Genomic DNA, 12,708 nt, shown 5'->3' on the forward strand with positions numbered 1-12,708 from the left:
TTTTCAAAGTGAGGCGCCTGTCGGCCCCCAGTACCAGTAGGCAAGACCGATGACCGCCCCCAGCACCCAATGTTCTGCTGCGATAGTGCCATTTGCCACGAACACAACCGCCGGCACGGCGGCTGCTACTCCCATGGCAAGCAGCCGATGAATAAGGCGAAGGCGGCTCACTCCGCCGCAACACCCATGCGCATACGTTCCATCTCTTCCAGAGCACGGCGGTATTCCACCGGCATGACCTTGCGGAATTTCGGCCGGAACTCGGTCCAGCGGTCGAGGATTTCCTTCGCCCTCTCCGAACCCGTGTAGTGCAGGTGGTTGGAGATCATCTGGTAGAGGCGCTCCTCGTCGTGGCGCGTCATATCCTCGGACACGTCGACGCGGCCCTTGTGCATGATGTCGCCGCCGTGGTGGTGCAGCTTCTCCAGCATGTCGTCCTCTTCCGGCACCGGCTCGAGTTCGACCATCGCCATGTTGCACCGCTTGGCAAAGGTCCCTTCCTCATCGAGCACATAGGCGACGCCCCCCGACATACCGGCCGCGAAGTTGCGGCCGGTCTCGCCGAGCACGACCACGATGCCGCCCGTCATGTATTCGCAGCCGTGGTCGCCCACGCCCTCGACGACGGCGATCGCACCGGAGTTGCGGACCGCGAAGCGCTCACCCGCGACGCCGCGGAAATAGCACTCGCCAGTGATCGCACCATAGAGCACGGTATTGCCGACGATGATCGCCTGCTCCGCCTTCAGCTTCGAGTTCTCGGGCGGACGAACGATGATCCGGCCACCGGACAAGCCCTTGCCGACATAGTCGTTGCCGTCGCCCACCAGGTCAAAGGTGATGCCGCGGGCCAGGAAGGCACCGAAGGACTGGCCGGCCGTGCCGCGCAGCGTCACATGGATCGTGTCGTCCTTCAGCCCCTTGTGGCCCCACCGCTTGGCGAGCGCTCCCGACAGCATGGCGCCGACGGAGCGGTCGACGTTCTTGATCGGCACCTCGAAGACCACCGGCTCCTTGCTTTCGAGCGCCGGCATGGACTTCTCGATCAGCTTGCGATCGAGAATGTCGTCGATCGGGTGCTTCTGCCGCTCGGTCCAGTAGGTCGCTTCCTTCGGCGCCTCGACCTTGTGGAAGATCCTGGTGAAGTCGAGCCCCTTCGACTTCCAGTGCGCGATCATCTCGTCCTTGGACAGAAGCTCGGACATGCCAATGATGTCGTCGAGCCTGGTGAAGCCGAGCGAGGCGAGGATTTCACGCACCTCTTCCGCAACGAAGAAGAAGTAGTTGATGACGTGTTCCGGCGTGCCCTTGAAGCGCTTGCGCAGCACCGGATCCTGGGTCGCAACGCCGACCGGACAGGTGTTGAGGTGGCACTTGCGCATCATGATGCAGCCGGCCGCGATCAGCGGCGCGGTGGCAAAGCCGAACTCGTCGGCGCCCAGCAGCGCACCCACGATCACGTCACGGCCGGTCTTCAACCCGCCATCGACCTGCAGCGCAATACGCGAACGCAATCCGTTCAGCACCAGCGTCTGCTGGGTCTCGGCGAGACCGATCTCCCACGGGCTGCCGGCGTGCTTCAGCGAGGTGAGCGGCGACGCACCCGTGCCGCCGTCGAAGCCCGCGACCGTTATATGGTCGGCGCGTGCCTTGGCGACACCGGCGGCAACCGTACCGACGCCGACCTCGGACACGAGCTTGACCGAGACGTCCGCCTCCGGGTTGACGTTCTTCAAGTCGTAGATGAGCTGTGCTAGGTCCTCGATCGAATAGATGTCGTGGTGCGGCGGCGGCGAGATCAGGCCGACGCCCGGCGTCGAATGCCGGGTCTTGGCGACAGTTGCATCCACCTTGTGACCGGGCAGTTGGCCGCCTTCACCGGGCTTCGCCCCCTGCGCCACCTTGATCTGCAGCATGTCGGCATTGACGAGGTATTCGGTTGTGACGCCGAAGCGACCCGACGCGATCTGCTTGATCGCCGAACGCTCGGGGTTCTGCGACCCGTCCGCCAGCGGCGTGTAACGATCGCTTTCCTCGCCGCCCTCGCCCGTGTTCGACTTGCCGCCGATACGGTTCATGGCGATCGCCAGCGTCGTATGCGCCTCGCGGGAAATCGAGCCGAAGGACATGGCGCCGGTCGAGAAGCGCTTGACGATGTCCACCGCCGGCTCGACTTCGTCGATCGACACTGGCTTGCGACCGATATCCTCCGCCGACTTGATCTTGAACAGCCCGCGGATTGTGTTCATCCGGCAGGCGGTGTCGTTCACCATCTGCGAGAATTCGCGGTAGCGATCCTGGCTGTTGCCGCGCACTGCATGCTGCAGCGATGCGACCGCATCCGGCGTCCAGGCATGGCTCTCGCCGCGCATGCGATAGGCATACTCGCCGCCGATATCGAGCGTGCGGGCCAGCACCGGGTCCTTGCCGAAGGCCGCCTGATGGCGCGCCACGGTTTCCTCGGCGATCTCCGTCAGACCGACACCCTCAATGGTTGTCGCGGTGCCGAAGAAGTACTGGTTGACGAGCTCGGATGACAGGCCGACCGCATCGAAGATCTGCGCGCCGCAATAGGACTGATAGGTCGAGATGCCCATCTTGGACATGACCTTCAGGATCCCCTTGCCGACCGCCTTGATGTAGCGGCTGACAATTTCGCTCGCGTCGACTTCCTTCGGGAATTCGCCGCGGGCATGCATGTCGGTCAGCGTGTCGAAAGCCAGATAGGGGTTGATCGCCTCGGCGCCGAAGCCGGCGAGACAGCAGAAGTGATGGATTTCGCGCGGCTCTCCCGATTCGACGACGAGACCGACCGAAGTGCGGAGCCCCTTACGGATCAGGTGATGGTGGACGGCAGCGGTCGCAAGCAGCGCGGGGATCGCGATCCGATCCGGACCGATCTGGCGATCGGAGAGCACGATGATGTTGTAGCCGCCGCGAACGGCAGCCTCCGCCCGCTCGCACAACCGGTCGAGCATCTCCGGCATGCCTTCGGCGCCGCGCTCGATGTCATAGGTGAAGTCGAGCGTCTTGGTGTCGAAGTGATCCTCCATGTGACCGATGGAGCGGATCTTTTCGAGGTCGCCATTTGTCAGGATCGGCTGGCGCACTTCCATGCGCTTCGCCTTCGCCATGCCCTCGTGGTCGAGGATGTTCGGCCGCGGCCCGATGAAGGAGACGAGGCTCATCACCAGTTCCTCGCGGATCGGGTCGATCGGCGGGTTCGTCACCTGCGCGAAGTTCTGCTTGAAGTAGGTGTAGAGCAGCTTCGACTTGGCGGACATCGCCGAGATCGGCGTATCCGTCCCCATCGAGCCGACGGCTTCCTGGCCGGTCGTCGCCATCGGCGACATCAGGATCTTCGTGTCCTCGGACGTGTAACCGAAGGCTTGCTGGCGATCGAGCAGCGACACGTCGCGGCGCAGCGCCCGCGGCTCGACAGGTCGCAGGTCCTCCAGGATCAGCTGTGTGCGGTCCAGCCAGTTGCGGTAGGGATGCTTGGTGGCAAGTTCGCTCTTCACTTCCTCGTCGGAAATGATGCGACCCTTCTCCATGTCGATCAGCAGCATCTTGCCCGGCTGCAGCCGCCACTTCTTGATGATGGTCTCTTCCGGCACCGGAAGCACTCCCGCTTCCGAGGCCATGATGACGCGGTCGTCGGAGGTCACGACGTAACGCGCCGGGCGCAGGCCGTTGCGATCGAGCGTCGCGCCGATCTGCTTGCCGTCGGTGAAGGCGACCGCAGCCGGCCCGTCCCACGGCTCCATCAAGGCGGCATGATATTCGTAGAAGGCCTTCCGCTCGGGGCTCATCGACTGGTTGCCGGCCCATGCTTCGGGGATCAGCATCATCACGGCGTGCGCCAGCGAATATCCTCCGCGGGCCAGGAACTCGAGCGCGTTGTCAAAGCAGGCGGTGTCCGATTGCCCCTCGTAGGAGATCGGCCACAGCTTGGAGATATCGTCGCCGAAGAGCGGCGAGGAGACCGAAGCCTGACGCGCGGCCATCCAGTTGACATTGCCGCGCAGCGTGTTGATCTCCCCGTTATGGGCGACCATGCGGTAGGGATGCGCCAGCTTCCATGACGGGAAGGTGTTGGTCGAGAACCGCTGGTGGACGAGCGCCACGGCCGATTCGAAACGCGGGTCGGACAGGTCCTTGTAATAGGCGCCCACCTGATAGGCGAGGAACATTCCCTTGTAGACGATGGTCGAGGACGAGAGCGACACGGGATAGAAACCGGTCTCCTGCCCGCCGAACTGGTCGTAGATGCGGTTGGAGATCACCTTGCGGACGAGGAAGAGCTTGCGCTCGAACTCGTGGTTCGTCGCGGCATCGCGGCCCGCACCGATGAAGACCTGCAGGTGATAGGGCTCGGTCGCGGCGATCTCGGGCGCCTTGGAAAGCGACGAATTGTCCACCGGGACTTCGCGGAAGCCCAGGAACTGCTGCCCCTCCTCGGCGATCACATCGACAATCACCTTCTTGAAGTGGTCAACCTGCTCGGCATCGCGCGGCAGGAAGAAGTGACCGACGGCATACTCACCGGCCTTTGGCAGCGTTACGCCCTGCTTCGCCATCTCCTCGCGGAAGAAGCGGTCCGGGATCTGGACGAGAATGCCTGCGCCATCGCCCATCAGCGGGTCGGCACCGACAGCACCGCGATGAGTGAGGTTCTCCAGGATGAACAGCCCGTCCTTGACGATCTGGTGCGACTTCTGCCCCTTCATATGGGCAATGAAGCCGACGCCGCAGGCATCGTGCTCGTTGCGCGGGTCGTAAAGGCCCTGCGCGGGCGGAAGACCAGAGGCTGCGACAGACGTGCGTTTCTCGGGCGCTTTCGCAGCTTCGCGAGCAGCGGCGCGCATTTCAACAATCTTCGTCATCGTCATCCTCCTTCGGTCCGGCGGACAAGGTGGTTGTTCTTGCGGAATTCGCTTCAAGCCTCCTCCTCAAGGAGAGAGAAGAGCTGGGAATTAGGTCAACTGTTCTGACCTAATTCGCATCGTGGTATGACATACTTGCCCCTGCCTCACAAGACCTACCGGCACACAAATCGTGTCGTTCGCGACCGAAGCTTTCGCCACGTAGTCACTCTGCGAAACTTAGTTGTCAGAAGGATGTCGATTTCGTCTCTTGCTTGCCGATTGAGAATTTGGGAAAGCGCTCGATTGAACGGCGGCCGGAACGCGATAGGTTTCGGTAGCATACGAAAGGGCCATTCATGTTCTTTGCCTCTGACAATTGGGCCGGCGCTCACCCGGCCATCAACGAGCGCCTGCTGCGCGAATCCACCCGCTTTGCCGCCGCCTATGGAACGAGCGACCTCGACCGTGCCGTCGAGGCGCGCTTCAACGAAATCTTCGAGCGTGAGGTCTCGGTCTTCTTCGTCGCCACCGGCACGGCCGCCAATTCGCTGGCCCTTGCAAGCGTCGCCCGCCCCGGCGGCGTCGTCTTCTGCCATTCCGAGGCGCATGTCATCGAGGACGAATGCGGCGCGCCGGATTTCTTCAGCGGCATGCGCATGGTTCCGGTGGAGGGACCGCTCGGCAAGATGAATATGAAGAACCTGGAGGCCAGGATGGCCCGCTACCCCGAGGACGCTGTCCACCACGGCCGAGCTGCGGCGATCACCATGACCCAGGCGACGGAAGTTGGCAGCGTCTACACGCTGGACGAGATTGCGGCGATTGCGCAGACGGCCCGGGCGCACGGACTGCCGCTGCACATGGACGGCGCCCGCTTCGCCAATGCGCTCGTTGCGCTCGACACCACTCCGGCTGAGATGACGTGGAAGCGCGGTGTCGACATCCTCTCCTTCGGAGGCACGAAGAACGGCTGCTGGTGTGCGGAAGCCATCGTCTTCTTCAATCCAGAAATGGCCAGGGAACTGCCCTTCATTCGCAAACGGACGGCACAGCTCTTCTCCAAGTCGCGCTTCATCGCGGCACAATTCGAAGCTTATCTTAAGGATGGGCTGTGGCTGGAGCTTGCCACCCACGCCAATGCCATGGCCGACCGCCTTCGCGACGGTATCTCCGGCTCCAACAGCGCCCGCCTCGCTTGGCCCACCCAATCCAACGAGGTCTTCGCGATCGTGCCGATTGACACGATGAAGAAGGCTCATGAGAAAGGTGCCAAGTTCTACGACTGGCTCGAGCCGCGCGACATGTCTGAACCGGCGGGCGAAGGCGAGATGCTGATCCGCCTCGTTACGAGCTTCGCAAGCACGGCCGACGACGTCGACGCCTTTTTGGCGGCTATAGGCTGACCTAAACGAATACGGCCCCTCCGCAAGGAGGAGCCGTCCAAGCCTTGGGAGAGGCAGAGGCCTTAGTTGACCTGCTGCGGCGCCACCTGCGCTTCGATCGTCTTTGGCGCCTCGCCTGCCTCGGCGGCGATGGCGATGCGGCGCGGCTTCATCGCTTCCGGGATGTTCCGGAGAAGGTCGATATGAAGCAGGCCGTTCTTCAGCGAGGCAGACTGCACTTCGACGTGATCGGCGAGTTGGAAGCGGCGCTCGAAGGCGCGCTTGGCGATGCCGCGATAGAGGTATTCGCTCTGTTCGGCCTTTTCTTCCTCGGTCTTTTCACCCTTCACCGTCAGCACATGCGCATGCGCTTCGATCGAGAGTTCCTTCTCGTCGAAACCGGCAACGGCCATAGTGATGCGATAGGTGTTCTCGCCGGTACGCTCGATGTTATAGGGCGGATAGGTCTGCGCCTGCTCCGGCTGGCCGCGGGTGTCCAGCAGGTTGAAGAGGCGGTCAAAACCGACGGTGGACCGATAGAGGGGGGAGAAATCGACGTGACGCATTGTTGTCCTCCTGGGAAGCGACGTGTTGCGATTTTTGTTCTCCTGCCTCGTCCCGCAATGGCGATGAGGCAGGGGTTTAACGGGCCCTTCCGGCGCCCGCAAAATGAAGATGGGAATTCCGCCGCGACGCTTCAAGAGCCCTGCGCAACCACCTCCTCACCGCATGAACTTCCCATGAACACGAGGTTTCACGCGGGTTCATGATAGGGCGCGTAAACCTCCTTCCATCGGCGGACATAAGCACCGTCGACGACTGAAGCACGTCCCTTCTCTTCAGTCTGCTGGCCGGGTCGATGCTTGTCCTCAGGTGTCGATCCGGCTTTTTTCCTTGACCTTGCAGCATGAGCACCTATCGCTGTGGGATCGCCAACGCTTCCGTGGGACCATGCCCGACATACTTTATCCGACGCCCGAAAACCCCGCGCCTGAGAACTACACCGCCGGTCATTTCACCGGCTACAGGGGCGCGAAGCTGCGCTATGCGATCTTCCGGTCGCAGATCTCGCCGGCGCGCGGAACCGTGGTCCTCATGCAGGGGCGCAATGACTTCATAGAGAAGTATTTCGAGACGATCCGCGACCTCAATGCGATGGGGCTGTGGGTGGCGACCTTCGATCTGCGCGGCCAGGGCGGCTCGGACCGGCTACTGAAGGATTCCCGCAAGGGTCACGTACGCCGCATGTCCGACTACGAGCGAGACCTGGAGATATTCCTGGAGCAGATCGTGCTGCCGGATACGCGCCTGCCCTTCTTTCTCGTCGCCCACTCGACGGGTGCACTGATCGCGCTTTCCGCGGCACCCAGGCTGTCGAACCGCATCAGCCGCATGGCCCTGTCGGCGCCCTATGTCGGGCTGCGTCACGATACCTGGCCGGTCGCCGTAATCCGCCAGGTCGCCGCGCTTGCGTGCTGGACCGGGCTTGGTCGGCTATCGGCCGAGCAGGAACGCATCGACAGACCCTTCCCCGGTAATCCGCTGACCTCGGACACCGCCCGCTTCGCCCGGAACGCAGCCGTTATCGCGGCTCACCCGGAACTGACGGTCGGGCCACCCACCTATCGCTGGCTGCATGAGACGCTGAAAGGCGTTGACCGGGTCAGGCGTCAGGAGCACCTGACCCGCATAACCATCCCGACCCTCATCCTCGCGCCTGTGCTCGACGGCATAATCCCCTATGCCGAGCAGGAAGAACTCTCCCGCAACTTCCGGGCCGGCCAGTTGGTGACCATCAACGGCGCGCGGCACGAACTCTTCCAGGAGCGCGACATCTATCGCGCCCAGGCGCTGGCTGCGATCGAAGCCTTCATGCCGGGCCTGGATGGCGGACTTGACCTGTCCGATACCGCAGCCTGACCCGTCAGGCGCCGTTGAGAATGCTCATCGCCTGTTCATGCAGCGCACGGCTTCCAGCGGCGATGATATTGCCACCCATTTCCGGACGACCGCCATCCCAGGTGGTGATTATCCCGCCTGCATGTTCGATCAGCGGTATGAGCGCGCCCACGTCGTAGGGCTTGAGCGAATTCTCGATCACCAGGTCCACATGACCCGACGCGAGAAGCGCATATGCGTAGCAGTCTGTGCCGTAGCGGAACAGGCGCACATGCCGCTCCACCGCATGATAGCGCTCGGCATCCTCGCCCGTGAATATGTGTGGAGAGGTCGTGAACAGGATGGCGTCCGACAACCGCTCGCAGTCGCGCGTCCTGATCTGCCGCTCACCGTCCGGCCCGCTATACCAGGAGCGTTTCCCATCGGCGAAGTATCGTTCGCCGGTGAAGGGCTGGTCCATCAGCCCCATCACCGAACGCCCACCGCTCTGGAAACCGATCAGTGTGCCCCAGACCGGCACGCCGGAGATGAAGGCACGCGTGCCGTCGATCGGATCGATCACCCAGATGTGCTCCCGATCCAGACCGATGTTCTCGTGCTCTTCCCCCAGTATGCCGTGTTCGGGGAAGCGATCCTCGATGAGCGCCCGGATCGCAGCCTCTGCAGCCTGGTCACCTTCCGTGACCGGATCAAATCCTCCCTCGAGCTTGTTGGTCACGTAGCCGCCGGTCCGGAACCGCGGCAGCGTCTCCGCCTTTGCGGCGTCGGCAAGCGCATAGAAGAAGGCACGGTCGGGAAGCATGGAAACCTCGTGTCGGCAGGGTCTAAAAGCTGCTTGTAACCGCAAGAGCGCAGGAAGCAATGTGGGAAGCGTGCAACAGCGTTTGATCAAAATGTGGACAACGTCAGGATCTGCTTGACAATTGTGCACTGCAATAATAGTGTCATATTACAGTCTTTGACTGTAATGCCCTCCTTGGGTGTTTCCTCCCTAGACTAGCCGCGCTTCGGCGCGGTTTTTTTTGCCTATCAGTTCCGGCAAGCTTATTCGGCCGCGAGAGCCGTGGTGCCGGCAAGCTCGTCGGCGACTTCCGCCAACTGCCGCATGAAGGTGAAGAGATTTCCGGCGACCGCCTCGAAGTCCCGCCTCTTCTCGAGCGTCACTTCATCCACGTAGAGCGCCCGGTTTATCTCGATCTGCAGCGCATGCAGCCCGCGTGTCGGGCGACCGTAATGTTCGGTGATAAAGCCGCCGGCATAGGGCTTGTTGCGCACCGCCGTGAAACCGAGTTCGCTCAGGATGCAGATTGCCGCCCGCGACAGATCCGCCGATGCGCTGGTGCCATAGCGGTCGCCGATGATGAAGTCAGGCCTGACGTCGGAGCCGGAAATGCGAATATTACCGGGCATCGAGTGGCAATCGATCAGGACGCTCGTGCCGAACCGCGCATGGGTACGGGCGATCAGCCGGCGGAGCGCCGTGTGATAGGGCTTGTAGATCCTCTCGATCCGCGCCAGTCCCTCCTCGACGCTGAGGCGACGGCGATAGATTTCCATGTTCTCGGCAACGATTCGCGGAATAGTCCCTAGCCCGCCCGCCACCCGGAGCGAGCTGATATTGGCGAACGAGGGAAGCGGTCCGTCGAACATCTTCGGGTCGAGCTCGTAGGGCTCGCGGTTCACGTCGAGATATGCGCGCGGAAAATTGGCAGCGAGGAGAGGTGCGCCGAGTTCAGGCGCGGGTGCAAACAACTCATCGACATAGTGATCGGCGGAGCGGCGGATGGCGACCGAGTCAAGCCTCGAATCGGCGAGGAAAGTTGTCGGATAGCAGCGCCCGCTATGGGGGGAATTATAGACGAAGGGAATGGTCTGGCAGGTGGGCTCTCTGATCTCGAACTGCTCGAATTCGCCTGTCGCCCGGTCCATCTAGCCTTTACCATGTCATGAACTTCCAGAACGGGCATGTTGCCAGTTGCCCCCGCCGAAGTCCATACTATCTATGTCCTGCCAGGATCCGCGCCTGCCGCCGTTAAATGGGTTTTTACCAGCTATTGGCTAGGCTGACGCTCCGAAAAATTCGAAAATATGGAACACGGCCCCCGAACGATGCAAAAAATCCTTCTCGCCGAAGACGACAACGACATGCGGCGCTTCCTCGTAAAGGCGCTCGAGAAGGCTGGCTACAACGTCGCTTCCTTCGACAATGGCGCGAGCGCCTATGACCGGTTGCGTGAGGAACCGTTCTCGCTCCTTCTCACCGACATCGTCATGCCGGAGATGGACGGGATCGAACTCGCCCGTCGAGCCACCGAACTCGACCCCGACCTCAAGGTGATGTTCATCACCGGCTTCGCCGCCGTCGCACTGAACGCCGATTCGAAGGCACCGAAGGATGCGAAAGTCCTCTCCAAGCCGTTCCATCTGCGCGATCTGGTGGACGAAGTGAACAAGATGCTCGCCGCCGCGTGACGGCAATTTCGGGGTGATGCGAAGCCGGTGAAAAAGCTTCGCATTCCGCATCAAAACCAGTTGACGGCCCGGCCACCTTATGGTCTATGCGCCGACATCGGATGGGCGTGTAGCTCAGCGGGAGAGCACTACGTTGACATCGTAGGGGTCACAGGTTCAATCCCTGTCACGCCCACCATCCTATCCTTCACCTTGGCAGATATTGCAGGCGCGAGCATGGCTCGCGCTGGTCGCCGCGACCGCTTCTGGTCCATCTACTGGATTGACCCGCCGCTGCTTACAAGACCGCGGAACATTCGTTTCTCGCCTGCGTTTTCCGGCTTCAAGCGAAAGGGACACGCCATGCTGAAATGGGCACTGATCTTCCTCGTCATCTCGATTGTCGCAGGCTTCCTGGGCTTCTCGGGAGTATCGGCGGCGACCGCGTCGATTGCCAAGGTGCTGTTCTTCCTTGCACTGCTTGTGTTCGTGATCTTCCTGGTCCTCGCCATTATCGGCGGCAGCCTGGTCTTCTGATTCGATCGGATACTCGGTAGGCGACGATCAGTTCCGTTCGCCCTGCCATGGATCGTTTCGCTCCAGTAGCTCGATCTGGATCTGCTGGAGTTCGGTCAGCCGTTCCCACTGCTTCGCCATCTGGTGGTCGATCTTCTCGTGCAACTGGCGGATTTCCAGTTCGGCCCGCAGGTTGACCATGTAGTCGCTCTCGGCCCGCTGCCTGTCCTTCGCCTCCTGCCGCTTCTGGCTCATCATGATGATTGGCGCCTGCAATGCGGCTACGCAGGACAGCACGAGGTTGAGCAGGATGAACGGATAGGGATCGAACGGCTCGGCAAACAGGCCCGAGATGTTGACACTCATCCAGAGGAGAAGAACGGCGCAGAAAAGAAGAATGAAGCTCCAGGAGCCGCCGAAGGATGCCACCGCATCGGCGGCCCTTTCGCCGAAGCTGCGCGGCGGTTCCAGCACCAGGTCGGCACTCGACTGCACCGTTGAGCCGCCCGTCACGAAGCTGTCGAGTACCCGCCTGTCCAGCTCCGACAGTTCCCCTCGTTCATCGTTCAGGAGCTTCTCGACATAAAGCCGCCGGTAGCGGGAAAGATCGCGCTCGCAGATCAGCGATTGGTCGTCAATGTCACCGACCTGCTCCGCGATCATCGCCTGCAGGGCCGGCCTCAGCTCGTGAATTTCATGCATCTGCCGAAGGGGCAGGTTGCGACCGCACACGGCGCAATGCGCCGTCTTCGCGTCCATCTTCTCTTGTTCGTCCAACACTGTCGTCATCTTGTCCTGTCGCCGGCAGCCGCTAAAGATATAGACTGACAGTCTGCGCATCGGCACGTGAATTCAAGGACGGACATGACTCAGAAGATCATCCCCGTGATCATGGCGGGCGGCAAGGGAACGCGCCTGTGGCCGCTGTCGCGCGCAAGTGCTCCGAAGCAGTTCATCCAGTTCGTGGGTAACCGGACGCTCTACCAGGCGACCTTGGCACGCCTTGCCGACCCCACGCTCTACGAGGCGCCGATCGTCGTTACGAACGAGGATTTCCGCTTCCTCGTTGCGGAGCAGGCCCGAGAACTCGACGTCGAACTGGCGGGCACGCTGCTGGAGCCGGTCGCCCGCAACACGGCCGCCGCAATCGCCGCCGCTGCCGCCCTGATCCTTGATCGCCATGGTCCTGATGCCGTCATGCAGGTTCTCGCATCGGACCATGAGATAATTGCTGATCAGCGCTATTTCGACGCCATCCGGTCTGCACGGGACGCTGCGATTGCCGGCAGGCTCGTGACCTTCGGCATCACCCCGACCGAACCCGCCACCGGCTATGGCTATATCGAAGCCGGCGAATCCCTCGGAGGCGGCGCCCATGCCGTCAGACGCTTCGTCGAAAAGCCGCCGCTAAAGGAAGCGGAGCACATGCTGGCGGATGGCGGCTTCTACTGGAACTCCGGCATCTTCATGTTCACGGCCGGCAAGTTGATGGAGGAAATGGAGGCTCACGCGCCGGAGGTGGCCGAAGCGGCTCGCGAAGCCGTCGCGAACGCGGTCACGGACCTCGATTTCATCCGTCTCGATGCTGCAGC

The 12,708-nt window shown here is 62.0% G+C and carries 11 protein-coding genes and 1 tRNA gene; 6 read left to right on the forward strand and 6 right to left on the reverse strand.

What is annotated here, in order from left to right; translation table 11 throughout:
- Nucleotides 1–3: 3 nt before the first annotated feature.
- Both FN060_RS05185 and gltB read right to left on the reverse strand, forming a co-directional pair.
- Entirely contained in the window at nt 4–171 is a 168-nt protein-coding gene (locus FN060_RS05185; RefSeq protein WP_172972337.1) for a hypothetical protein, read from the reverse strand.
- Nucleotides 168–4,868, reverse strand: coding sequence for a glutamate synthase large subunit (gene gltB / locus FN060_RS05190; protein WP_244665771.1), 4,701 nt, complete (start codon nt 4,866–4,868; stop codon nt 168–170). The genes FN060_RS05185 and gltB overlap by 4 nt, the downstream gene beginning before the upstream one ends.
- Before the next feature lie 356 nt (nt 4,869–5,224).
- Between gltB and FN060_RS05195 the strand changes: the two genes are divergently transcribed.
- Nucleotides 5,225–6,271, forward strand: coding sequence for a threonine aldolase family protein (locus FN060_RS05195; protein WP_142587182.1), 1,047 nt, complete (start codon nt 5,225–5,227; stop codon nt 6,269–6,271).
- Between the two features lie 62 nt (nt 6,272–6,333).
- Here the strand turns inward: FN060_RS05195 and FN060_RS05200 are convergent, their stop codons facing one another.
- Nucleotides 6,334–6,816 (reverse strand): Hsp20 family protein, encoded by a 483-nt coding sequence (locus FN060_RS05200; protein ID WP_142587183.1) that lies wholly within the window; start codon nt 6,814–6,816, stop codon nt 6,334–6,336.
- A gap of 385 nt (nt 6,817–7,201) precedes the next feature.
- Between FN060_RS05200 and FN060_RS05205 the strand changes: the two genes are divergently transcribed.
- A complete protein-coding gene (locus FN060_RS05205; protein ID WP_142587184.1) occupies nt 7,202–8,170 on the forward strand; it encodes an alpha/beta fold hydrolase in 969 nt (322 codons plus the stop codon).
- A 4-nt stretch (nt 8,171–8,174) separates the two neighbouring features.
- Here the strand turns inward: FN060_RS05205 and hisN are convergent, their stop codons facing one another.
- Together hisN and FN060_RS05215 are read right to left on the reverse strand one after the other, a co-directional pair.
- Nucleotides 8,175–8,951 (reverse strand): histidinol-phosphatase, encoded by a 777-nt coding sequence (gene hisN / locus FN060_RS05210; protein WP_142587185.1) that lies wholly within the window; start codon nt 8,949–8,951, stop codon nt 8,175–8,177.
- A gap of 242 nt (nt 8,952–9,193) precedes the next feature.
- Nucleotides 9,194–10,078, reverse strand: a complete 885-nt coding sequence (locus FN060_RS05215) for an N-formylglutamate amidohydrolase (RefSeq protein ID WP_142587186.1) — start codon at nt 10,076–10,078, stop codon at nt 9,194–9,196.
- A 180-nt stretch (nt 10,079–10,258) separates the two neighbouring features.
- Between FN060_RS05215 and cpdR1 the strand changes: the two genes are divergently transcribed.
- The 3 genes from cpdR1 (at nt 10,259) to FN060_RS05230 (ending at nt 11,137) form a co-directional block, all read left to right on the forward strand.
- Nucleotides 10,259–10,621 carry a response regulator CpdR1 gene (gene cpdR1, locus FN060_RS05220; protein WP_052642173.1) on the forward strand — a complete coding sequence of 121 codons (363 nt, stop codon included), beginning with the start codon at nt 10,259–10,261 and terminating at the stop codon, nt 10,619–10,621.
- Nucleotides 10,622–10,724: 103 nt separating this feature from the next.
- Nucleotides 10,725–10,799, forward strand: a tRNA-Val gene (locus FN060_RS05225).
- Between the two features lie 164 nt (nt 10,800–10,963).
- Nucleotides 10,964–11,137, forward strand: coding sequence for a DUF1328 domain-containing protein (locus FN060_RS05230; protein ID WP_065814535.1), 174 nt, complete (start codon nt 10,964–10,966; stop codon nt 11,135–11,137).
- Nucleotides 11,138–11,164: 27 nt separating this feature from the next.
- On the opposite strand, the gene FN060_RS05235 is transcribed toward FN060_RS05230, so the two are convergent.
- A complete protein-coding gene (locus tag FN060_RS05235) occupies nt 11,165–11,905 on the reverse strand; it encodes a DUF1003 domain-containing protein (RefSeq protein WP_244665695.1) in 741 nt (246 codons plus the stop codon).
- Nucleotides 11,906–11,980: 75 nt separating this feature from the next.
- Here FN060_RS05235 and FN060_RS23060 point away from each other — a divergent pair.
- Nucleotides 11,981–12,708 (forward strand): mannose-1-phosphate guanylyltransferase (locus FN060_RS23060; RefSeq protein WP_244665696.1); only part of this gene is annotated, 728 nt, incomplete at its 3' end.

Source organism: Pseudorhizobium halotolerans, assembly GCF_902153235.2.
In the GTDB taxonomy this organism is placed as follows: domain Bacteria; phylum Pseudomonadota; class Alphaproteobacteria; order Rhizobiales; family Rhizobiaceae; genus Neorhizobium; species Neorhizobium flavum.